The following is a 21,348-nucleotide window of genomic DNA, read 5'->3' on the forward strand; positions in this document are numbered from 1 at the left end:
TTCCTTCGCCGCGACCTTCGTCGTCAGGCGGGGTTGGCAGCGTTTGCCGCCGTCTCGGCCGGGAGCGCCACGCTTCCGACCTTCGCCGTTGCCGGCGTGTTCAACTCGAAGAACGTGTACGACAACGTGATGGTTTTCACGTCCTTCGGCAACTTCGGATCGACGACGAACACCACCGGCATCCGCTTCGTCTGATTCGCGGTCAACGTCTGCTGCGTGAAGCAAAAGCATTCGATCTTCTTGAAGTACTCGGTTGCCTGCTTGGGCGCGTAGCTCGGAATGGCTTGCGCCTGAATCGTGCGCGCCTGTTCGTTGCTCACGTCGTACATCACCGTCGTTACTTCACCCGGATGCACGTCCAGACTGCGCTGTTCCGGCTTGAAACCCAACGGGCCGCGCGCGTTCGCATCGAATTCGATGGAAATCGTGCGACTCATGTCGACCTGCGTATTCTTCGCCTCGCGCGCCGTGGCGTCACGCTGCACGAGGTTGTTGATGCCGGTGATCTGGCACATTGCGCGGTACATGGGCACCAGCGCAAAACCGAAGCCGAACATCATCAACGCGACGATGAACAGCTTGATCAGCATCGAACGGTTAAAAGAGCGATCGGCCTGAGCCGGCTGCTGCGTCGACATCTCAATCCTCAACAAACCTGCAAACCAGAATCGACCCGCAGCATCACGAGAACCAACCCTGACTGATGATGGCGCTCGCAAAAAAAGCCGCCGCGATGATGAACAGAACGAGACCAATCCGCCTGTTGCCCGCGCGAATCTGCTCCGGTGTACGTCTTTCGTGTGGATTGCGCGTCATGCTCGAGTTTCTGAATACCTTGTTACGGCCTTCGCAGTACTGCGTTGTCACAGACCTTGACACTGCGACTTCCGGCCCGGCGACGACAGTTCATGTCGCCACCGGAACCGGCCACCTCGCCGAACGACGATTATTCGACAGTCGGCGGGTTTTCGAACGTGTGGAACGGAGCCGGGCTCGGCACGGTCCATTCGAGGCCCGTTGCGCCGTCCCACGGCTTGTCGTCTGCCTTCACGTGCTCGCCGCCGCCGCGGTATGCGGGCAGCGCCACTGCGAACAGGAAGTAGACCTGCGCCAGACCGAAACCGAAGGCGCCGATCGAGATCACCTGATTCCAGTCGGTGAACTGTGCCGGGTAGTCGGCGTAGCGACGCGGCATGCCTGCGAGGCCCACGAAGTGCATGGGCAGGAACGCGAGGTTGAAGAAGAACAGCGACGCCCAGAAGTGAATCTTGCCGCGCGTTTCGTTGTACATCCAACCCGTCCACTTCGGCGACCAGTAGTACCAGCCGGAGAAGAGCGCGAACAGCGAACCCGCCACCAGCACGTAATGGAAGTGCGCCACCACGAAGTAAGTGCCGTGATACTGGATGTCGAGCGGCGCCATGGCGAGCATCAGACCCGACAGGCCGCCGAACGTGAACACGATCAGGAAGCCCACCGCGAACAGCATCGGCGTTTCGAAGGAGAGCGAACCGCGCCACATCGTGGCGACCCAGTTGAACACCTTCACGCCGGTCGGCACGGCGATCAGCATGGTCGCGTACATGAAGAACAACTGGCCCGTCACCGGCATGCCGGTTGCGAACATGTGGTGCGCCCAGACCATGAACGACAGGATCGCGATCGACGACGTTGCGTACACCATCGAGCTATAGCCGAACAGCGGCTTGCGCGAGAACGCCGGGATCACCTGCGACACGATCCCGAACGCCGGCAAGATCATGATGTACACCTCGGGGTGCCCGAAGAACCAGAAGATATGCTGGTACATGACCGGGTCGCCGCCGCCTGCCGCGTTGAAGAACGACGTGCCGAAGTGACGGTCGAACAGCACCATGGTGATCGCGCCTGCCAGAACCGGCATCACGGCGATCAGCAGATACGCGGTGATCAGCCAGGTCCAGACGAACATCGGCATCTTCATGAGCGTAAGGCCCGGCGCGCGCATGTTCAAAATCGTCACGACGATGTTGATGCCGCCCATGATCGACGAAGCGCCCATCAGGTGGACCGCGAAAATCGCGAAGTCCATGCCCGGGCCCATCTGCGTGGACAGCGGCGCATAGAGCGTCCAGCCCGCGGCGGTCGCGCCACCGGGTGCGAAGAACGAACCGACCAGCAGAACAGCCGCCACCGGCAGGAGCCAGAAGCTGAAGTTGTTCATGCGGGCAAAAGCCATGTCCGATGCGCCGATCTGCAGCGGCACCATCCAGTTCGCGAAGCCGACGAACGCCGGCATGATCGCGCCGAACACCATGATCAGGCCGTGCATGGTGGTCAACTGGTTGAAGAACTCGGGGCGCATGATCTGCAGACCCGGCTCGAACAGCTCGGCACGGATCATCAGCGCCATCACGCCCCCGGAGAGGAACATGGTGAACGAGAAGATCAGGTACAGCGTACCGATGTCCTTGTGGTTGGTTGCGAACAGCCAACGACGCCAGCCGTGCGGCGTTTCGTGGGCATGGTCGCCGTGCACGTGCTCGTGGCCCGCGACTACATCGTGTCCGATGCTAGACATGACAATCTCCTAATGCGAATACTGCGGTGCTGACCATGACACGTCAGGCAGCCGGGCTGATCTGAACACGCCGGGCTTCTTTCGCGTCGCTGCCGCCCGTGATCGTTTCCGGCTTCTTCAAAATAATGTGGTCTTCGGCGATGCCAGCTGCCTTCAACGCGTCGCGCACCGCTTCTGCGCGGCTCTTGGCGAGTTTGGCGTTGGTGTCGGCGGAGCCGGTGGCGTCGGTGAAGCCCGACAGCGTGAATTTCGCGTCCGGGTGCGCCTTCGCGTAGGCCGAGGCCGCCTCGACCGCCGCTTTCGCGTCGGCCGGCAGCGTGCTCTTGCCGGTTTCGAAGTAGACGCTGGCCGGCAGGGCGGCTTGCGATGCCGCCGCGCTGCCAGAGCCCGGCGCCGCTGCCTGCGCGCCCGATGCTTCCGAAGCCGCCGCTGCGCCGCTCGCCGCCGCGCCTGCGTCGGTCAAATGATTGCCGCCTTCCGGCAGTTTGCCGTTACGGGCGTCCGCGACCTGCTTCGGCTGGAGAATGTCGCCCGTGTGGTTGCCCCACGAGTTACGTTCGAACGTGATCACCGAAGCGATTTCGACGTCGTTGAGCGTGGGCGCCCATGAAGGCATTGCGTTCTTGCCCTTCAGCACGAGGCTGACGTGCTCGGCGATCGCGCCGTTGGCAATCTTGCTGCCGTCGAGCGCCGGGAACGCGCCCGCGCCCTTGCCCGTGGGCTGGTGGCAGACTGCGCAGTTCGCCGCGTACACCTTGCCGCCGCGTTCCATCAGCTCGGCCATGGTGTAGGTCTTGTTCGGATCGTCCTGGCCAGCGGCCATTTTCTTCTTCTGCGCGTCGACCCACTTCGCGTAGTCGTCGGTGGAGAGTACTTCGACCACGACCGGCATGAACGCGTGTTCCTTGCCGCAGAGTTCGGTACAGAAGCCGCGGAACGTGCCGACCTTTTCAGCCTTGAACCACGTATCGCGCACGAAACCGGGAATCGCGTCCTGCTTCACGCCGAAAGCCGGCACGTACCAGGAGTGGACCACGTCGTTCGCGGTGGTGATGATGCGGATTTTCTTGCCGACCGGCACGACGAGCGGATTGTCGACTTCCTGCAGGTAGGTGGTGGTAATCGGCTGACGGCCGTCGGTTTCCGCACGCGGCGTTGCCAGCGTGGACAGGAAGCTGATGCCCTCGCCCGGACCCTTCACGTAGTCGTAGCCCCACTTCCACTGGTAGCCCGTGACCTTGATGGTGACGTCGGCGTTGGTCGTGTCCTTCATTGCGACGACCGTCTTGGTGGCGGGCAGCGCCATCAACACGACGATGATGAACGGCACGATCGTCCAGATGATTTCGACGGTGGTGCTTTCGTGGAAATTCGAAGCCTTGTGCCCTTTCGATTTGCGGTGCGCAAAGATCGAATAGAACATCACTGCGAACACGCCGACAAAAATCACCGTGCACAGAATCAGCATGAACGTGTGGAGGCTGTAAAGCTCCTCAGCGATTTTTGTCGCAGGCGGCTGGAGATTGATCTCGTTGACGGCGGGGCCGCCCGGAACATCGCCCACTGCCAGGGCGGCACCGGCGAAAAGCAGTCCGCTCATCGCCAGCACGCCCATGAGCGCTCGCTTGATTGTTTTCATAGCTTCCTTACCCAAAATTTCCATTCAAACCCTCGACCCCGCTGACCCGCTGGCAGGCTGTTCCGCGCTCCCCGTGAACGCCGCGCGCCCCGACACGTCTAACAACGCGCGAGCCACATACGCAATTCGCCGGCAAACTGCGCGCGCCGGTGCTGCGCGAGATGCTGCCCGATCAGGATCGTCTCGCCGCGCGAGATCAGCCTGATCTGCTCGCGCGGTGTTGCGCCAGCCTCGATCCGCACCCAGCGCGGATTGAACTCGAACTGCGTGACCTGCTCGGCGCTGACCTGCTCGATCACGAGCCGGTTCGAAAACAACCGGATGCGCTCGTAATCCACAGCATGACGCGCATATATGGCAAACGCGACGCCCACCGCCAGCAACTCGATACCGGTAAACGGCAACACCAGCCAGGCGCCGACCAGAACCAGCATGAAAGCAATTGCCAACGAGAACAACGCAAGCGACACGTAGAAACAAACGAACTGCCGTGGCGATATGGAACAGTTGCGCTTCATCGTCCAGTCTTTGAGGACCGGCTGTGAATCCGCGAGCAGATCTGATGCTTCCATCGCTGCCTCCTGCCCGTTGGCACCACGGGTCGCCACCGCGCCACTTCATCTTGCAGCCCTGTGCCTCGGGCCTGCCGCCCCAAATGTGGGAACTCCAGGCGACAAACTGACGCATTATAGGCGCGATCCATAGCATCCACAAGCAAGGGCCGGTTGCCCCACAAGCCAGGCGCGACAAGCCTCTGCGCCGTTTTGCCGCACCTTTTGCACGTGTTTGGAAACGGTAATTTCAGACATAACAGATGCCCTCTTTACCGCTTTAGCGATTCCTTGACGAGCCCCGTCCAATGTCCTCTATTCGCACGATGCCATGCCCTTCCGCGGTCGTTCGCGGCACGGCCTTCCACGCGTGTCCGTAGATCACCTCGAAGGTCAGCGCGATCGTGCCGTCGCCGCGCCGGCGCGCTTCGAGCGCCGCCAGCAAGGCTTTGTGCAAGCGGCGCGCCGCCGCGCCCGAGGCGACTTCGCGCTCGAATGGATACGCGCCCCAACGGCGCACGTCCGCAAGCAGCGATTCGGGCGATTTATATGTGATTGTGATGGTTTCCTGATCCATCACGGGAATTTCGAAACCGCTTTCTACCAGCATGTCGCCAAGATCATGCATGTCGACGAAGTCAATCACATGCTTGTGCGAACCGACGCCATGCGCCGCCTCCACTTCGGCGTATGCACCGCGCAACTCCTTCAGCGTGTCGGGGCCGAGCGTGCTGAACATCAGCAGGCCGTTCACCTTGAGCACGCGCTGCCACTCGGGAAACACGAGATCGGGCCGCGAATGCCAGTGAAGCGCGAGATTAGACCAGATGAATTCGAAGGCGCCGCCCGCGAACGGCAGCGCGGCAAAGTCGGCCTGAGCGAAACGCGGACCGCGCGCGCCAAGCGCTTTGCCGAGCGTGGCCGGCAGGAAGCGCCGCCAGCTCGTGTCGCCGGAATCGTGGCGGAGCGCGCGCGCGAGCATGCCGCGCGACAGATCCGTGCCGAACACCGGCGCTTCCGGAAAGCGCTCGCGCAACGCGGGAATGTCTTCCCCCGCGCCGCAGCCGGCGTCGAGCACGCTCGTCGGCGCGACCTTGATGTAGTCGAGACGCTCGCGCATACGCTGTGCGATTTCGCGCGGAAGGAAGGCGACGTCGTCGAAGGTCGCTGCGCGGCGGTCGAAAATCCGCCTGAGGCGCCGGGAATCGTAGGCCGGACGGCCTGATTGAGCGGAAGTTGGGGACATGGGTGTCGTACTGGCGTTGAGCCCGAAGTATACTCGTTCGCTTTCTTCCATTCAGCGTGAAAGGCCATTGCGGGCAGTCCGGGCATGCCAATCCAAGCATCTTCTTCGTTATCCGGCGACCGGTTCGCGCGATTCGCGCGCGGTCTGGGCACCGCGTGGCCGCGTGTCATGCAGGCTGTGCTGCCGAACGCCTGCGCGCTGTGCGGCAATTTGTCGCATAACACGTTGTGCGCTTTTTGCGACCAAGCGTACTGGAACGAAGCCGCCCTGCGTTGCCGCATTTGCGCGGCTGCTTTGCCTTCCGCGCGAAGAGAGCATCGCGCGTCTTACCGTTGCGCGGGCTGCATCACCGAAGCGCCGCCGTTCGACGCGAGTTTCGCGCTCGCCGACTATCGCGCGCCGCTTGACACGCTCGCCGTCGGCCTCAAGTTCCGCGCCCAGTTGATGCTGGCCCACGAGTTCGCGCGGCGTCTTGCGCGCCTTGCACAAGACGCCTGTCAAGATCCGTCCGACTGCCCGGACGTGATCGCGCCTGTGCCGCTCGCCAGCAAACGGTTGATCGAGCGCGGCTATAACCAGGCGTGGCAGATTGCCAGACCGTTGGCCCGCGCGTTGCATGTGCCCGCGGACGCGACCTTGCTGTGCCGGGTGATCGATACCGCGCCGCAGTCGCGGCTCGATCTGGACGCGCGCCGCCTGAACGTGGGCCGCGCGTTCAGGCTTGCTCGAAGCGTGGAAGGGCTGCACGTGGGCATCGTCGACGATGTGATGACGACCGGCGCGACGCTCGAAGCGCTGGCTCGCACGCTGAAAGCGGCAGGCGCGCGGCGGGTCACGAACTTCGTCGCGCTGCGCACACCGAAAAACTAGTTTCTACCTGGTCACTTTATGTTCAATGTCGTTCTCGTCGAACCGGAAATTCCGCCGAACACCGGCAACGTCATCCGCCTGTGCGCGAATACGGGCGCGCGTCTGCATCTGATCGAGCCGCTCGGCTTTCCGCTCGACGACGCTAAGCTGCGCCGCGCCGGCCTTGACTATCACGAATATGCACAAATGAACGTGCACGCCGACTGGGCCGCGTTCGTCGCAAAAGAAACGCCGGACCCGGCGCGCATGTTCGCGTTCACCACGCGCGGCTCGGGCCGCTTTCACGAGCACTCGTTTCAATCCGGCGACTGGTTCGTGTTCGGCGCGGAAACGCGCGGCCTGCCCGACTCCGTACTCGGCCAGTTCGCCAACGAGCAACGCGTGCGCCTGCCGATGCGTCCGGGCAACCGCAGCCTGAATCTGTCGAATACCGTCGCGATCGTGGTGTTCGAAGCGTGGCGTCAGATGGGCTTCGAGGGCGGCGCCTAACAACGCCTGATGGCACTTAACGGCGCTCATCGACGCTTCAACTCGGCTTCATAGCGCTCGAACATCGCCTGATCGAAGCAGGCGAAAATCACCTGGTCGAGTTGCGGCATGCGCGGCAGATTTTCGAGCACGGTTTCCACCGCGATTCGAACTGCTTCATCGGCGGGAAAACGGTAGATGCCGCAACTGATCGCGGGAAAGGCGATGCTCGCGCACTGCGGCTCGCGCGCCACTTCAAGCGCGCGCTGATAGCACGACGCGAGCAGGTCCGCCTCGCCATGCGTGCCGCCTCGCCAGACCGGGCCCACCGCGTGAATCACATATTTCGCCGGCAAACGATAGCCGCGCGTGAGCTTTGCGTCGCCGGTCGCGCAGCCCCCCAGTGTTTCGCACTCGTGCAGCAACTCCTTGCCGGCCGCCCGGTGAATGGCGCCGTCCACGCCGCCTCCGCCCAACAGCGAGGTATTGGCTGCGTTGACGATCGCATCCACTTCGAGCGTCGTGATGTCGGCTACCCGTGCTTCCAGTGTGCAACGATCGATGCTGAGCATGTGAACCTCGCTGATCCGAAGCGTCAATACACAGTGGACAGCGAGAACAGACAGCCGTTCAGCGCTTTACGCGCCGAACGGCCGATTGAAACGACTCGGAGAAGAGATCCGGCAGAACTTATTCGGCCTTGGAATCGCGCCGCAACAGGGCGTTGACCGCGTCGCGCGGCGCCACGCCGTCAAACAGCACGGCGCACACGGCCTGAGTGATGGGCATGTCGATTGCGTGAGCGCGCGCGATTGCCAGAACCGCCTGCGCGCAACGCACGCCTTCGGCCACATGACCGAGGCCGCCCAGAATGTCCGCGAGCGAGCGGCCCGCGGCGAGTTGCACGCCGACCGTGCGGTTGCGCGACAGATCGCCCGTTGCGGTCAGAATCAGATCGCCCAGGCCGGTCAAACCCGTGAACGTCTCCGCGCGTCCGCCGAGCGTCACGCCGAGGCGCGACATTTCAGCGAGGCCACGCGTGATCAGCGCCGCGCGTGCATTCAGGCCGAGACCGAGACCGTCCGCGATGCCGGTCGCAATGGCCAGCACGTTCTTCACCGCGCCGCCCACTTCCACGCCGACGATGTCGTCGCCGGTATAAATGCGCATTGCGCCGTGATGGAACGCGGCGACCGTGCGCTCGCGGCACGCCGCCGACGCGCTCGCGATAGTCAGCGCGACCGGCAAGCCCTGCCCGACTTCGCGCGCAAAGCTCGGGCCCGACAGCACGCCATTGCTGCCGTGCTGCGGCAGTTCCGCCGCGACCACCTGATGCGGCAACAACTGCGAATCGGCTTCGAAGCCCTTGCACAGCCACACGACATGCGCCGGCACGCGGCCGGCGTCGCGCATCGACCGGAACAGACCGCGCAGTCCAGCCACCGGCGTGGCGACGACGCATAGCGCGTCGTCGGCGAGCGCGTGGCCGAGCGATGCATTCAGATCCGCTTCATAGCGAAGCGCGGGCGGCAAAGCAACGCCCGCCAGATAGCGGGCGTTCTCGCGCGAAGCGCAGAGTTCGGCGACCAGCGCGGGCTCGCGCGCCCACAACACGGTGTCGTGTCGAACGGCCAGATGGCCGGCGAGGGCGGTGCCCCACGCGCCGGCTCCAAGGACAGCAACCTTCATGGCCGGCACTGCCCGGGACACTTAGTGCGTGACGCCGTTTTGCGCCGCCGCCGCGCCGTCCTGGCCGCTCATCTGCGCGAGGCGTTGCTCGTAGAGCGCCTGGAAGTTGATTTCGGCGAGGTGGATCGGCGGGAAGCCGGCGCGCGTGATCGCGTCGGCAATGTTCGAGCGCAGGTACGGGAACAGGATCGTCGGGCACGCAATGCCGACGAGCGGATCGATCTGCTCAGTGGGAATGTTGCGGATGTCGAAAATACCGGCTTGCTTGGCTTCGATCAGGAACGCAACCTTGTCCGCGACCTTGGCCGTCACGGTGCCCGTGACCAGGATTTCGAACACGGTCTCGGCAAGGCGCTCGGCCTTCACGTCGACTTCCACTTCGACCGACGGCATATCCTGCTCGAGGAAAATAGCCGGCGAATTCGGCTGCTCAAGCGACATGTCCTTCAGGTAAATGCGTTGGATGTTGAAGAACGGCTGGTTATTCTCGTCGGACATGATGAAGTGATTCCCTGATAGGTATGCGTAGCGGCGGCCCATGAACTCACGGGCCGCCAGATAGTTGCGGCGCGCCGCCTGCCCTCTCGGGGCGACGCTGCGCCGACTTGTGTTTCACCCGCCGGGACACGCGCGCAGAGGCGCGCGGATTCAGGCGGCTTCGAGCAGAGGCGTCAAACCGCCCGCGCGATCGAGCGCGGAAAGGTCGTCGTATCCGCCGACATGCGTCTCGCCGATGTACACCTGCGGCACCGTGCGACGACCGGTCCGGGTCATCATTTCCTCACGACGGGCCGGGTCCTTGTCGATCAGTACTTTTTCAATATGCTCGACGCCGCGCGACTTTAAAAGACGTTCGGCCATCTGGCAATACGGGCACACCTGCGTGCTGTACATGATCACTTTGTTCACTTGGCTACTCCTTGTTTCACCACCGGCATGCCGGCCTTCTGCCACGCGTCGACGCCGCCTTCGAGAACGTGGACTTCCGCGAATCCCGCGTCCTGCACGATGCGCGCCGCCTTGTTCGACTGCTGGCCGGTCTGGCACACCAGCAGCACGGGGTTGTTCTTATTCTTCACGAGTTGGGCGACTTTTGCTTGCAACTCGGCGAACTCGAGGTGCCGCGCCGCGGGCAGATGGCCCTTGGCGTAGTCGGCCGACGGACGCAGGTCGATCACCGCCGCGTTGCGGCGGTTGATCAGTTGCGTGGCCTGGGCCGCCGAGAGGCCGCCGCGGCCGCGCCGGGTGATGGTCGGCCACAGCAGCAATCCGCCGGAGATGATGAGGATCGCGATCAGGACAAGGTTTGAGTAATCAGTGAAAAACTTCACGGAAAATCCGCCGAAAAAGAGAGAAATCGAAAAGGGCAATCCAGCCATTATAAAATAACCGTCTGACGCGATGGCGACGCTCCTCGACGAGCACCTCGCAGCGCTCTACCGCTTCCTCACTACCGACCGGCAATCTTATGTACAAACTCGTTCTCATCCGCCACGGCGAATCGACGTGGAACAAGGAAAACCGCTTCACGGGCTGGGTCGACGTCGACCTCACCGAACAGGGCAACCGCGAAGCGCAGCAGGCGGGCATGCTGCTCAAGGAATCCGGCTACGCGTTCGACATCGCCTACACGTCGGTGCTGAAGCGCGCGGTCCGCACGCTGTGGCACGTGCAGGACCAGATGGACCAGATGTACATCCCCGTCGTGCATTCATGGCGGCTGAACGAGCGCCACTACGGCGCGCTGTCGGGTCTGAACAAGGCCGAAACCGCGGCGAAATTCGGCGACGAGCAAGTGCTCGTCTGGCGCCGCAGCTACGACACCCCGCCGCCCGCGCTGGAGCCGACGGACGAGCGCGCGCCCTACGACGATCCGCGCTACGCGAAGGTGCCGCGCGAGCAGTTGCCGCTCACCGAGTGCCTGAAAGACACCGTGGCGCGCGTGCTGCCGCTGTGGAACGAGTCGATCGCGCCGGCCATCAAGTCGGGGCGCAAGGTGGTGATCGCCGCGCACGGCAACTCGATCCGCGCGCTGGTGAAGTACCTCGACAATATTTCGGACGACGACATCGTCGGGCTGAACATTCCGAACGGCGTGCCGCTCGTCTATGAACTCGACGAAAACCTGAAGCCCATCAAGCACTACTATCTGGGCGACCAGGAAGCGATCGCCAAAGCGCAGGCGGCTGTCGCCAAGCAAGGCAAGGCGGGCTGATTCCGCTCGCGCCGCGCGCCGCTGCCGCTTTGCGCTCTACTTTGTTAGAGAACGTGGCAATTAATGCAGCAGCGTGCGGCCTTCAAGGTAAAGGCAACTCGACGCGACCAATGGATCACGCCGACCGGCAAGACATACCGGTTGACGTGGTCCGTTTTTGTCAAGCGCGCCATTCTCGCGCCATCCGCGGGTTGCGGCGCACGCGCTTGCGCACCGCGCGCGCGTAACGCCGAACCTGAGCGGCTTCGCGCTGTCGAATCACGATTGCCTGCGCCGCGCCCTCTGTGGGCGGGTGTGCAGTTATACTTGTCCGTCCCCATCTCTATCGACGCTGCCACGCGCTTCCGACCGCAACAGACTCTATGCGAAAGAACCTGAAAAATATCGGCCTGATCGCCGCGGGCCTTGCTACCGGTGTATTTGCCACCCTGCAACTTTCGGCCTCGGCCCAGCAACCCGCCAGCGCCGCCACTCCGCTGCCGCTGGACCAGCTCAGGCTCTTTGCCGAAGTGTTCGGGCAAATCAAGCACGAGTACGTCGAACCCGTCGACGATAAAAAGCTCCTCACCGCCGCGATCAAAGGCATGGTGTCGAGCCTCGACCCGCATTCGTCCTATCTGGACAAGACCGATTACGAGGAATTGCAGGAGCAGACCAAAGGTCGCTTCGCTGGCCTCGGCATTGAAATTTCGTCGGAAGACGGCCTGATCAAGGTGATCTCGCCAATCGAAGACACGCCCGCGTTCCGCGCCGGCATTCGTCCGGGCGACCTGATCACGCGCATCAACGACAAGCCCGTGCGCGGCATGACGCTCGATCAGGCCGTCAAGCAGATGCGCGGCGAGCCGGGCACCAAGGTCACGCTCACCATCTTCCGCAAGACCGACGACCGCACCTTCCCGCTCACCGTCACGCGCGCCGTGATCAAGGTGCAGTCGGTCAAGATGAAGATCCTGGCGCCGGGCTATGCGTATGTGCGTATCACGAGCTTCCAGGAACGCACCACACCTGATCTGGCCGCGCGTCTGCAAGACATCGCGCGTCAGCAGCCGAACCTGAAGGGCCTCGTACTCGATCTGCGCAACAACGGCGGCGGTCTGCTGCAAAGCGCGGTCGGCGTGGCGGGCGCGTTCCTGCCGCCTAACTCGGTCGTCGTATCCACTAACGGCCAGATTCCGGATTCGAAGCAGGTCTATCGCGACACTTACGACAACTACCGTCTGCAGTCCTTCGACAGCGATCCGCTGAAAGACGAAGCGCCGATCTTCAAGACGGTGCCCATGATCGTGCTGACCAACGCCTACTCGGCGTCGGCTTCGGAGATCGTCGCGGGCGCGCTGCAGGATCAACACCGCGCGCTGATCGTCGGCAAGACCACCTTCGGCAAGGGCTCGGTGCAGACCGTGCGCCCCATGACTGCCGACACCGCGCTGCGTCTGACCACGGCGTACTACTACACGCCGAGCGGCCGCTCGATCCAGAACAAGGGCATCCGTCCTGACATCGCGGTGGATCAATACGCCGAAGGCGATCCGGACGACGCGCTCGTCACGCGCGAAGTCGACTACTCGAATCACCTTGCCAACACGCAAGACCCGAACGAGAAGAAGGAAGCCGAGAAGCGCGAGCAGGACCGCATGGACCAGTTGCGCCAACTCGAAGAGCAGAACGACAAGAAAACGCCGGAACAGCGTCAGAAGGACCGCGAGCGCAAGCCGGTCGAATTCGGTTCCGCCGACGACTTCATGTTGCAACAGGCTCTGAGCAAGCTCGAAGGCAAGCCGGTGCAGGAATCGAAGTCGCTGACCGAGCGTCGTCTCGCGCAGAGCAAGCCGGCCACGTCGGCGTCCGCACCGGTCGCGGTGAAGCCGACGCAACCGGTGCCGGGCGCGTCGAATGCCGCACCGGCATCGGCTCCGGCCACGCAAGGCAAGTAAGCAGCACGATACGCAGCACGACCTCACGTGTCTTCGCGGCGAAGTTTGTCGCGAAGACACGGCGCAACACCCCGCCATGAATGACGATCAACTCCTTCGCTATTCCCGCCACATTCTCGTCGACGAAATCGGCATCGAGGCGCAGCAGCGTTTTATCGATGCTCGCGCCATCGTCGTCGGTGCGGGTGGGCTGGGCTCGCCCGTCGCAATGTACCTCGCGGCAGCCGGCGTCGGACGCTTGACGCTGGTCGATGCCGATACGGTCGACCTCACCAATCTGCAACGCCAGATCCTGCATGTAAGCGCGTCGGTCGGACGCAAGAAGGTGGATTCCGGCCGCGACATGCTCGCGCAGATCAACCCCGAAGTGCGAGTCGACACTGTGGCCGAACGCGTCGACGATACCTGGCTCGACCGCGAAGTGCCGGGCGCTACCGTCGTGCTCGATTGCACGGACAACTTCGCCACGCGCCACGCGATCAATCGCGCGTGTGTGAAACACGGCGTGCCGCTCGTGTCGGGCGCGGCGTTGCGCTTCGACGGCCAGATCAGCACCTTCGATTTCCGCGACGAAGCCTCGCCGTGCTACGCATGCGTGTTTCCGGAAGACCAGCCATTCGAGGAAGTCGCGTGTTCGACCATGGGCGTGTTCGCGCCCACGGTCGGCATTATCGGGTCGATGCAGGCGGCTGAAGCGTTGAAAGTGATCGGCGGAATCGGCACGCCGCTGACAGGCCGGCTCACCATGCTCGACTCGCTGCGCATGGAGTGGACCACCATGCGAATTGCGCGTCAGCCGGATTGCCCCGTGTGCGGAGAACGTCACGCAAGCTGAGCGCGCATGAGCCCGACCGGAAGCCACAACAATGAGAAACGCCGCACATGTGCGGCGTTTCTCATTCAAGGCGCGGCTATCAAGCTTGCATCACACGCTTGAGCGCGGCCTGCACTTCTTCGGGTTCGAAAGCGGCCAGCACGTCGGCCACCGGCTTCTCCAGCGTCTTCAGATGCGAGCGCAAGACTTCCTGCTTGACCTCCAGCAATTGACTCGGATGCATCGAAAACTCGGTGAGGCCCATGCCGAGCAATAGACGTGTCAACGTCGGATCGCCCGCCATTTCGCCGCACACCGACGCCGGCACGCCCGCGCGCTTCGCCTCGCGCAACGTGAACGCGATCAGATGCAGCACCGCCGGATGCAGCGGGTCGTACAGATGCGCGACCGAATTGTCCGCGCGGTCGATGGCGAGCGTGTACTGGATCAGATCGTTCGTGCCGATGGACAGGAAATCGAGCCGCTTCAGAAAGAGCGGCAACGCAATCGCGGCGGCCGGAATTTCGATCATCGCGCCGACCTGCACGTTCGGGTTGTACGCAATGCCGGCGTCGTCCAGTTGACGCTTGGCTTCGCGGATCAGATCCAGCGTTTGATCGATCTCCTGCGCATGCGCGAGCATCGGCACCAGAATCTTCACCGAGCCGAACGCCGACGCACGAAGAATCGCGCGCAGTTGCGTGAGAAACATTTGCGGCTCGGACAGGCTCCAGCGAATCGCTCTGAGACCCAGCGCCGGATTCGGCGCGGTTTCATAACCGTCGCCGCCAGTCATGGAATCGAGCGGCTTGTCCGCGCCGACGTCGACTGTGCGGATCGTGACCGGCAGACCGTTCATCAACTCGACTGCGCGCCGATAGGCTTCGAACTGCTCTTCCTCTTCGGGCAAGCGGTCCTTGTGATTCATGAACAGAAACTCGGTGCGAAAGAGGCCCACGCCGGTCGCGCCGGCGTCGAGCGCCGCGCGCGCGTCTTCCGGCAATTCGATGTTCGCGCACAGCTCGATGCGCGTGCCGCAGAGCGTTTGTGTCGGCGAAAATTTGAGGCGTTGCAACTTGCGCTGCTCAAGCGCTTTTTCGCTCTGACGATACGAGTATTCCTCCAGCACGATCGGCGCGGGATCGACGATCACAATGCCGTGATCGCCGTCCACGATAATCAGATCGTCCTGGCGAATCAGCGCGCTCGCGTGCTGCACGCCGACCGCCGCCGGAATGCCCAGACTGCGCGCGACGATAGCCGTATGCGACGTGCGGCCGCCCAGGTCGGTGACGAAGCCCTGGAACGTTTGCGTTTTGAACTGCATCATGTCGGCGGGCGCGATGTCGTGCGCGACCACGATCATTTCGTCGCACGCGCCGTGCACGCCATCCACGAGCGTGGCCGACGCGCCCGCCAGCGCCTTCAACACGCGCTCCACCACTTGCTCGATGTCGGCTTTGCGCTCGCGCAGGTATTCGTCTTCGATATCGTCGAAATGACGCGACAGCCGTTCGAGTTGTTCGGTCAGCGCCCATTCCACGTTGTAGCGGCGCGTGCGGATCAGGTCGATGGTTTCCTGAACGAGCATGGCGTCGTTAAGGATCATTGAATGAACGTTGATGAAGGCGCCCATTTCACTGGGCGCATCGGCGGCGAGGTCGGCGCGCAAGGCGTCCAGCTCCTGATGCACACGTTGCTGGGCCGCGCGGAACCGTTCGACCTCGCCCTCGATCTGGGCGTGCTCGATCAGATAGTGGTCTACGTCAAGTGCAGCCGGGGCGATCAGATAGGCCCGCCCGATGGCGATACCGCGTGACACGGGAATTCCATGCAGCGTGAAGGACACGCGCACCTCCTCTAGTTGTGTGATGCCGCGGCAAACCGCTGCAATGCTCTCAGACTCTCGTCGACATTATAAATTCCACGCCCCCGCGCACGCATGCGAATGGTGTGTGCAGCGCAGCACGAAATGCCGTAATTAAAAGTAAGCCGCGCAAAAAAAACGCCGCGGGATAGCCGCGGCGTTTTCATTCATTGCGATCTCGATCCGCGAGCTTACTGACCTTCGCCGAATTTATCGGCGATCAGTTTCAGCAATGCGTCCATGGCGTCCTTTTCGTCGGTGCCTTCCGTTTCGATCAGCACCGTGCTGCCGATGCCCGCGGCGAGCATCATCACACCCATGATGCTTTTCGCATTGATACGGCGGCCATTGCGGCTCATCCAGATTTCCGACTGGTAGCCGCCCGCGAGTTGCGTCAACTTGGCCGACGCGCGCGCGTGCAACCCCAGCTTGTTCACAATAGTCGTTTCCTGTTGCAGCATGTGTAGGTCCGAAGCGCGGGTAAGTGTTGTTGTGAAAAGTGAAACTGCCAGAACAATACGATCGACTACAAGCCTGCCGGCCCCGTCTTCTGCGCGAGGTCCGCGTCGGGCGGCAACGCGGGCAGACAGTCGCCGGCGACAGCAGCGGCCTCGGCGGGCGCGGCTGTTGCCGGTCCGATCGCGTGCACGCCTTTGGTCGCGCCGGCGAGCGCTTTGTCCACCAGCGTGTCGAGCGGCGTTGCGCGATAACAGACCGCGCGCACCAGCATCGGCAGATTGACGCCGCACAGCACGCGCACGTCTTGCACCGAGGCAAGCCGCCCCGCGATGTTCGCCGGCGTCGCGCCGAACATGTCGGTCAGCACGAGCGCGCCGTTCTCTTCCTTCAGACGCTCGATTTCCGACTGCGCGAAAGCGACCATCTGTGCGGGATCGCAGTCCGGCGAGACGTCGATCACGCCGATGCGAGCCGGCAGGCCACCATAGATATGCGAAATACAGTCGCGCAACGCGGTGGCAAAAGGAGCGTGCGCAATGATCAGAATGCCTGCCATGTCAGCCTTACTGCAAAAAGACGGCCCCAAACGTGGATCGGAACCGGGTCCGATTCACCTGCGCCCTCGACCGGCCGTGGGCCATGAGAGCCGGGAATGCACCATTTCACGAGCGGCGCGGTGTTCAACGTGCATGCGCATGACGCCGTGCCGGAGCCACGTGTACAACTTGACGCGGAGAGCGGGCATTGTAGCAGGCCCATTTTGGCGTCAACGCCGGCGTCCCGCGCCATGCGGATCGGCAGCCGGCCTGCTGGTTCGTCAGTGACGCAGTTCGGGGCCGCGGCTCACATTCGGCCATTCAGCCGCGCCCGATTCAGCCGGCCGCGCGCTCCAGCGCGTCGATGAACATGGCGGCGACGTCGAAGCCCGTCTGGTCCGTGATCTCGCGGAAGCACGTCGGGCTCGTCACGTTCACTTCGGTGAGCCAGTCGCCGATTGCGTCCAGTCCAACGAGCAGCAGACCGCGTGCCGCGAGCACCGGCGCGAGCGTATCGGCGATCTTGCGATCCTGTCCGGACAGCGGCCGCGCGACGCCCAGCCCACCCGCCGCCAGATTGCCGCGCACCTCGCTGCCTTGCGGAATGCGGGCGAGCGAATACGGCACGGCCTCGCCGCCGATCAGCAGAATGCGCTTGTCGCCGTCCTTGATTTCGGGGATGAACTTCTGCGCCATCACCGTACGCGCGCCGTCGTGGCTCAACATTTCGATGATGGAACCGAGGTTCATGCCGTCCGCTTTCACACGGAAGACGCCCATGCCGCCCATGCCGTCGAGCGGTTTCAGAATCACGTCGCCGTGCTGCTCGTGGAACGCGCGCAGGCGCGCCGGGTCGCGCGTCACCAGCGTGGGCGCGACGAATTCCGCGAACTCGCCGATGGCGAGCTTTTCCGAATGATCGCGAATGGCCTGCGGCTTGTTGAAGATGCGCGCGCCGGCCCGCTCGGCCAATTCCAGCAGCCACGTGGACGTGACGTATTCCATGTCGAACGGCGGGTCTTTGCGCATCAGCACCGCGCCGAAGCTTTTCAGCGCGCGCGGCGCGGCGGCTTCGGCCGCATACCAGACGTCGCGATGCAGATCGGTCGCGTCGCCGGTGATCGTAAAGCGCTGCACGTTCGCTTCGACGTCGCCGCCCGTCCACGCCAGATGCTTCGGCTCGCAGAAGTGCAGCGTATGGCCGCGGCGCGCGGCCTCGGCCATCATCGCGTAAGTGGAGTCCTTGTAGATCTTGAACTGCGTGAGCGGATCGGCGATGAAAAGAATGTCCATGAAGGTTCCGTTGCGCCCTGCTGGGCCTGGCGTTGATCGTGAAGTTGACCGTGGAGGCCCTCGCTGAAAATGGCACGAGCGGCATGCGCGCCGCCTGCCGCCTTCCACGGTTCGGATTTAAACCTGAATGGCTTCCGGGTCGGTCTTTTCCAGTTCGACCGATGCCGCCAGGAGGCCGAGCCGCGCCACCACGCCGTACATATAGAAGCGGTTCGGCGGTGCCGCGCCGGGCTTCGCGTGCGCATCCGGCAACGCCGTGTGCTCGAAGCCGAGCGGCACGAAGTGCATGCCCGGCGCGTTCAGATTCTGGTCGCGCTCGCGGCTGCCGTGCACGCGGTAGAACCCGCCCACCACGTACCGGTCGATCATATACACGACCGGCTCGGCCACTTCCTCGCCGATGCGCTCGAACGTGTACACGCCTTCCTGCACGATCACGTCGTGCACTTCGAGACCGTCTTTGGTGGCGGCCATTTTCGCGCGTTCGCGCTTGGTGAGCGCCGCTACTTCCGACGCGTCGTGCACCGTCATCACGCCCATCCCGTAGGTGCCCGCGTCCGACTTGATGACGACATACGGTTTTTCGGAAATACCGTACTCGCGATACTTTTTCGCGATCTTCTTCAACACGCCGTCAATCGCCTCGGTCAGCGCTTCTTCGCCCGTGCGCTCCTGGAAGTCGACGCCTTCCACATGCGCGAAATACGGATTGATCATCCACGGATCGATCTCGACCATTTTCGAGAACTTCTTCGCAACGTCGTCATAGCACGAGAAGTGCGTCGATTTGCGGCGAACGGCCCAGCCGGCATGCAGCGGCGGCAGCAGATACTGCTCGTGCAGATTTTCAAGCACCGGCGGAATGCCGCCCGACAGGTCGTTGTTCAGGAGGATCGAGCACGGGTCGAAATTCTTGAGTCCCAGGCGCCGCTGCGAGCGTTCGAGCGGTTCGAGCACGAGCTTCTGGCCGTCCGACAACGCAATGGTGACCGGCCCGTTGATGCTTTCGTCCAGCGTGCCGAAGCGCACGTTCAAACCGGCCTGACGCATGATCGCGGCGAGCCGCGCGACGTTCTCCAGATAGAACGCGTTGCGCGTGTGGCGCTCGGGAATCACGAGCAGATTCTTGGCGTCCGGGCAGATTTTTTCGATCGACGCCATGGCCGCCTGCACGGCAAGCGGCAGCACTTCCTGCGGCAGATTGTTGAAAGCGCCGGGAAACAGATTGGTGTCGACGGGCGCGAGCTTGAAACCCGCGTTGCGCAGGTCGACCGAACAATAGAAAGGCGGCGTGTGCTCCTGCCACTCGAGCCGGAACCAGCGTTCGATTGCGGGCGTAGCGTCGAGGATCTTCCGCTCAAGATCGAGCAGCGGGCCGTTTAACGCCGTAACTAGGTGCGGAACCATTGATCACTCGCAGACTGGAGAAAAAAGATTGTAGAGCAAATGCTTTGTCCATTTGGGGACGGTTTCTCCATTCGCAAGCTAGCCGGAATGCATTCTCTCTATTGCCATGATAGACAGCGAAAAGTGCTGTTAACAAGATGACGAGCAAGAAAAAAGCCCGCCAGAAAGGCGGGCTTGAATCGCTGTGCTTGAACGTGTCGCTGGCGCTGGCCGAACCCGGGAGCGCGGGCTCGCCAGGCCTGTGTTTATTCGACGTGTTCGCCGTGCAGGCTGACGTCGAGGCCTTCGCGTTCCTGTTCTTCCGTGACGCGAATGCCCATCACCATGTCAATGATCTTGAGCAGGACGAAGCTGACCACGCCGCTGTAGATCAACGTGGTCAGCACGCCCTTGGCTTGCAGCAGAACGCTGCCGTCGAAGCCGCCGATGTCCTTCACCGCGAACACGCCGGTCAGCAGCGCGCCCACGATCCCGCCGATGCCGTGCACGCCGAAGGCGTCGAGCGAATCGTCGTAGCCGAGCTTGTGCTTGAGCCACGTGGCCGACCAGAAGCAGACCACGCCTGCCACGATGCCGATCACCAGCGCGCCGAGCGTCCCGACGAAGCCCGAAGCCGGCGTGATCGCCACCAGACCCGCCACCGCGCCCGACACGATACCGAGCACCGACGGCTTACCCTTCGTCGCCCATTCCGCGAACATCCAGGCGAGCGCCGCGGCCGCCGTCGCGACTTGCGTGGCGAACATCGCGAAGCCGGCACGGCCGTCCGCCGCCACCGCCGAACCCGCGTTGAAGCCGAACCAGCCCACCCACAGCATCGCGCCGCCAATCAGCGTGAGCGTGAGGTTATGCGGCGCCATCGCCTCGCGGCCATAGCCGATGCGCTTGCCGAGCACCAGACAGCAGACCAGACCGGCGACACCGGCGTTGATGTGCACCACCGTGCCGCCCGCGAAGTCGAGGATGCCCGCGCTGGCCAGCCAGCCGGTCGGTTCCCAGACCATATGCGCGACCGGCGCGTAGACGATGATCGACCACAGCGACATGAACACCAGCATCGCCGAGAACTTCATACGGTCGGCAAACGCGCCGGTGATCAACGCCGGGGTGATGATCGCGAACGTCATCTGATAGACGAAGTAGACCGTTTCCGGGATCGTCGGCGCGAGATGGCTGACGGTCAGCGTCGTGGCCTTGTCGCCCTTGATGTAGGTCATGCCCGCCATGAAGACGCGCGAGAAGCCGCCGATGAACGAGCCGCCCGGCGTGAAGGCGAGGCTGTAGCCCACCACCGTCCAGATGATCGTCACGAGGCAGGTAATCGCAAAGCTCTGCATGAGCGTGGCGAGCACGTTCTTCTTGCGGACCATGCCGCCGTAGAAGAGCGCGAGACCGGGGATCGTCATGAACAGCACGAGCGCGGTGGAGGTCAGCATCCAGGCGGTGTCGCCCGAATTGATCTTCGACGAATCGACCGAGAACGGCGCGGTGGGCGCGGCAGGCGCGGCGTCCGATGCTCCGGATGCGGCTGCGGCGGCGCTGGCCGCAGGTGCCGCGGAGGCTTCCGCCGCGGGAGCCGAAGCCGTTGCGGCAGCCGAGGCGTCCGCTGCCGGCGCGCTTGCGGCCGTGTCCGAAGCGGCGGCGGAAGTCGCAGCCGAAGCGGCTGCGGGGGCGGAAGCGTCGTCCGCGAGGGCGGCGCCGATACCGCCCGCGAGCAGCGAACCGGCCATCAGCAAGGACATCAATAATTTGCGCATCTTTCGTTTCCTCTTGTCGCTATCTGTGTCGCTATCTTTA

22 protein-coding genes are annotated in these 21,348 nt (G+C 63.2%); 5 read left to right on the plus strand and 17 right to left on the minus strand.

Features of this window, described 5'->3' with window-relative positions:
• Positions 1-23: 23 nt before the first annotated feature.
• From VOM14_RS22640 to VOM14_RS22665, 6 genes are all read right to left on the minus strand, one after another.
• On the minus strand, positions 24-638 hold the full coding sequence (locus VOM14_RS22640; RefSeq protein WP_327630982.1) for a cytochrome c oxidase assembly protein: 615 nt from the start codon (positions 636-638) through the stop codon (positions 24-26).
• A 43-nt stretch (positions 639-681) separates the two neighbouring features.
• Positions 682-816, minus strand: a complete 135-nt coding sequence (locus tag VOM14_RS22645; RefSeq protein ID WP_327630983.1) for a cytochrome oxidase small assembly protein — start codon at positions 814-816, stop codon at positions 682-684.
• A 130-nt stretch (positions 817-946) separates the two neighbouring features.
• Positions 947-2,560, minus strand: coding sequence for a cytochrome c oxidase subunit I (ctaD, locus tag VOM14_RS22650; RefSeq protein WP_327630984.1), 1,614 nt, complete (start codon positions 2,558-2,560; stop codon positions 947-949).
• A gap of 43 nt (positions 2,561-2,603) precedes the next feature.
• Entirely contained in the window at positions 2,604-4,223 is a 1,620-nt protein-coding gene (coxB, locus tag VOM14_RS22655) for a cytochrome c oxidase subunit II (protein WP_327630985.1), read from the minus strand.
• A 74-nt stretch (positions 4,224-4,297) separates the two neighbouring features.
• On the minus strand, positions 4,298-4,771 hold the full coding sequence (locus VOM14_RS22660; protein WP_327630986.1) for a DUF2244 domain-containing protein: 474 nt from the start codon (positions 4,769-4,771) through the stop codon (positions 4,298-4,300).
• A gap of 259 nt (positions 4,772-5,030) precedes the next feature.
• Positions 5,031-5,996, minus strand: coding sequence for a methyltransferase domain-containing protein (locus tag VOM14_RS22665; RefSeq protein ID WP_327630987.1), 966 nt, complete (start codon positions 5,994-5,996; stop codon positions 5,031-5,033).
• A gap of 84 nt (positions 5,997-6,080) precedes the next feature.
• Here VOM14_RS22665 and VOM14_RS22670 point away from each other — a divergent pair, with 84 nt between their 5' ends.
• Together VOM14_RS22670 and trmL are read left to right on the plus strand one after the other, a co-directional pair.
• Positions 6,081-6,866, plus strand: coding sequence for a ComF family protein (locus VOM14_RS22670; RefSeq protein WP_327630988.1), 786 nt, complete (start codon positions 6,081-6,083; stop codon positions 6,864-6,866).
• 18 nt (positions 6,867-6,884) lie between these two features.
• Positions 6,885-7,355, plus strand: a complete 471-nt coding sequence (gene trmL / locus VOM14_RS22675) for a tRNA (uridine(34)/cytosine(34)/5-carboxymethylaminomethyluridine(34)-2'-O)-methyltransferase TrmL (RefSeq protein WP_327630989.1) — start codon at positions 6,885-6,887, stop codon at positions 7,353-7,355.
• Positions 7,356-7,381: 26 nt separating this feature from the next.
• Here trmL and VOM14_RS22680 read toward each other — a convergent pair whose 3' ends face one another.
• The 5 genes from VOM14_RS22680 to VOM14_RS22700 all read right to left on the minus strand — a co-directional run bounded on the left by VOM14_RS22680 (position 7,382) and on the right by VOM14_RS22700 (position 10,354).
• Entirely contained in the window at positions 7,382-7,906 is a 525-nt protein-coding gene (locus VOM14_RS22680; protein WP_327630990.1) for an O-acetyl-ADP-ribose deacetylase, read from the minus strand.
• 118 nt (positions 7,907-8,024) lie between these two features.
• A complete protein-coding gene (locus VOM14_RS22685) occupies positions 8,025-9,023 on the minus strand; it encodes an NAD(P)H-dependent glycerol-3-phosphate dehydrogenase (protein WP_327630991.1) in 999 nt (332 codons plus the stop codon).
• 21 nt (positions 9,024-9,044) lie between these two features.
• Positions 9,045-9,521 (minus strand): protein-export chaperone SecB, encoded by a 477-nt coding sequence (secB, locus tag VOM14_RS22690; protein ID WP_327630992.1) that lies wholly within the window; start codon positions 9,519-9,521, stop codon positions 9,045-9,047.
• Between the two features lie 150 nt (positions 9,522-9,671).
• Complete coding sequence (gene grxC / locus VOM14_RS22695) at positions 9,672-9,932, minus strand: glutaredoxin 3 (protein WP_327630993.1); 261 nt, start codon at positions 9,930-9,932, stop codon at positions 9,672-9,674.
• Positions 9,929-10,354, minus strand: a complete 426-nt coding sequence (locus tag VOM14_RS22700) for a rhodanese-like domain-containing protein (protein WP_327630994.1) — start codon at positions 10,352-10,354, stop codon at positions 9,929-9,931. Before VOM14_RS22700 ends, grxC begins: the two co-directional genes overlap by 4 nt.
• A 137-nt stretch (positions 10,355-10,491) precedes the next feature.
• On the opposite strand from VOM14_RS22700, the gene gpmA reads away from it, so the two are divergent.
• From gpmA to VOM14_RS22715, 3 genes are all read left to right on the plus strand, one after another.
• Complete coding sequence (gpmA, locus tag VOM14_RS22705; protein ID WP_327630995.1) at positions 10,492-11,238, plus strand: 2,3-diphosphoglycerate-dependent phosphoglycerate mutase; 747 nt, start codon at positions 10,492-10,494, stop codon at positions 11,236-11,238.
• A gap of 362 nt (positions 11,239-11,600) precedes the next feature.
• On the plus strand, positions 11,601-13,175 hold the full coding sequence (locus VOM14_RS22710) for a S41 family peptidase (protein ID WP_327630996.1): 1,575 nt from the start codon (positions 11,601-11,603) through the stop codon (positions 13,173-13,175).
• A gap of 76 nt (positions 13,176-13,251) precedes the next feature.
• A complete protein-coding gene (locus VOM14_RS22715; protein WP_327630997.1) occupies positions 13,252-14,010 on the plus strand; it encodes a HesA/MoeB/ThiF family protein in 759 nt (252 codons plus the stop codon).
• A gap of 79 nt (positions 14,011-14,089) precedes the next feature.
• Here VOM14_RS22715 and ptsP read toward each other — a convergent pair whose 3' ends face one another.
• The 6 genes from ptsP to VOM14_RS22745 all read right to left on the minus strand — a co-directional run bounded on the left by ptsP (position 14,090) and on the right by VOM14_RS22745 (position 21,308).
• Complete coding sequence (gene ptsP / locus VOM14_RS22720; RefSeq protein WP_327630998.1) at positions 14,090-15,838, minus strand: phosphoenolpyruvate--protein phosphotransferase; 1,749 nt, start codon at positions 15,836-15,838, stop codon at positions 14,090-14,092.
• 209 nt (positions 15,839-16,047) lie between these two features.
• Entirely contained in the window at positions 16,048-16,317 is a 270-nt protein-coding gene (locus VOM14_RS22725; protein WP_327630999.1) for an HPr family phosphocarrier protein, read from the minus strand.
• A gap of 65 nt (positions 16,318-16,382) precedes the next feature.
• Entirely contained in the window at positions 16,383-16,871 is a 489-nt protein-coding gene (locus tag VOM14_RS22730; protein WP_327631000.1) for a PTS sugar transporter subunit IIA, read from the minus strand.
• A gap of 316 nt (positions 16,872-17,187) precedes the next feature.
• Positions 17,188-18,144, minus strand: coding sequence for a glutathione synthase (gshB, locus tag VOM14_RS22735; protein WP_327631001.1), 957 nt, complete (start codon positions 18,142-18,144; stop codon positions 17,188-17,190).
• Between the two features lie 117 nt (positions 18,145-18,261).
• Positions 18,262-19,551, minus strand: coding sequence for a glutamate--cysteine ligase (gshA, locus tag VOM14_RS22740; RefSeq protein ID WP_327631002.1), 1,290 nt, complete (start codon positions 19,549-19,551; stop codon positions 18,262-18,264).
• 245 nt (positions 19,552-19,796) lie between these two features.
• Positions 19,797-21,308, minus strand: a complete 1,512-nt coding sequence (locus tag VOM14_RS22745) for an ammonium transporter (protein ID WP_327631003.1) — start codon at positions 21,306-21,308, stop codon at positions 19,797-19,799.
• Positions 21,309-21,348: the final 40 nt, after the last annotated feature.

Source organism: Paraburkholderia sp. MPAMCS5 (genome assembly GCF_036016995.1).
GTDB lineage: Bacteria > Pseudomonadota > Gammaproteobacteria > Burkholderiales > Burkholderiaceae > Paraburkholderia.

Excerpts from the sequence above, each read along its gene's own strand:
- VOM14_RS22660 (WP_327630986.1), bottom strand. The coding sequence starts at position 4,771 with ATGGAAGCATCAGATCTGCTCGCGGATTCACAGCCGGTCCTCAAAGAC.
- VOM14_RS22710 (WP_327630996.1), top strand. The coding sequence starts at position 11,601 with ATGCGAAAGAACCTGAAAAATATCGGCCTGATCGCCGCGGGCCTTGCT.
- VOM14_RS22715 (WP_327630997.1), top strand. The coding sequence starts at position 13,252 with ATGAATGACGATCAACTCCTTCGCTATTCCCGCCACATTCTCGTCGAC.
- VOM14_RS22645 (WP_327630983.1), bottom strand. The coding sequence starts at position 816 with ATGACGCGCAATCCACACGAAAGACGTACACCGGAGCAGATTCGCGCG.
- VOM14_RS22670 (WP_327630988.1), top strand. The coding sequence starts at position 6,081 with ATGCCAATCCAAGCATCTTCTTCGTTATCCGGCGACCGGTTCGCGCGA.
- gshB (WP_327631001.1), bottom strand. The coding sequence starts at position 18,144 with ATGGACATTCTTTTCATCGCCGATCCGCTCACGCAGTTCAAGATCTAC.
- VOM14_RS22680 (WP_327630990.1), bottom strand. The coding sequence starts at position 7,906 with ATGCTCAGCATCGATCGTTGCACACTGGAAGCACGGGTAGCCGACATC.
- trmL (WP_327630989.1), top strand. The coding sequence starts at position 6,885 with ATGTTCAATGTCGTTCTCGTCGAACCGGAAATTCCGCCGAACACCGGC.
- coxB (WP_327630985.1), bottom strand. The coding sequence starts at position 4,223 with ATGGAAATTTTGGGTAAGGAAGCTATGAAAACAATCAAGCGAGCGCTC.
- gpmA (WP_327630995.1), top strand. The coding sequence starts at position 10,492 with ATGTACAAACTCGTTCTCATCCGCCACGGCGAATCGACGTGGAACAAG.
- ctaD (WP_327630984.1), bottom strand. The coding sequence starts at position 2,560 with ATGTCTAGCATCGGACACGATGTAGTCGCGGGCCACGAGCACGTGCAC.
- VOM14_RS22640 (WP_327630982.1), bottom strand. The coding sequence starts at position 638 with ATGTCGACGCAGCAGCCGGCTCAGGCCGATCGCTCTTTTAACCGTTCG.
- VOM14_RS22745 (WP_327631003.1), bottom strand. The coding sequence starts at position 21,308 with ATGCGCAAATTATTGATGTCCTTGCTGATGGCCGGTTCGCTGCTCGCG.
- VOM14_RS22685 (WP_327630991.1), bottom strand. The coding sequence starts at position 9,023 with ATGAAGGTTGCTGTCCTTGGAGCCGGCGCGTGGGGCACCGCCCTCGCC.
- VOM14_RS22665 (WP_327630987.1), bottom strand. The coding sequence starts at position 5,996 with ATGTCCCCAACTTCCGCTCAATCAGGCCGTCCGGCCTACGATTCCCGG.
- secB (WP_327630992.1), bottom strand. The coding sequence starts at position 9,521 with ATGTCCGACGAGAATAACCAGCCGTTCTTCAACATCCAACGCATTTAC.
- VOM14_RS22725 (WP_327630999.1), bottom strand. The coding sequence starts at position 16,317 with ATGCTGCAACAGGAAACGACTATTGTGAACAAGCTGGGGTTGCACGCG.
- VOM14_RS22730 (WP_327631000.1), bottom strand. The coding sequence starts at position 16,871 with ATGGCAGGCATTCTGATCATTGCGCACGCTCCTTTTGCCACCGCGTTG.
- gshA (WP_327631002.1), bottom strand. The coding sequence starts at position 19,551 with ATGGTTCCGCACCTAGTTACGGCGTTAAACGGCCCGCTGCTCGATCTT.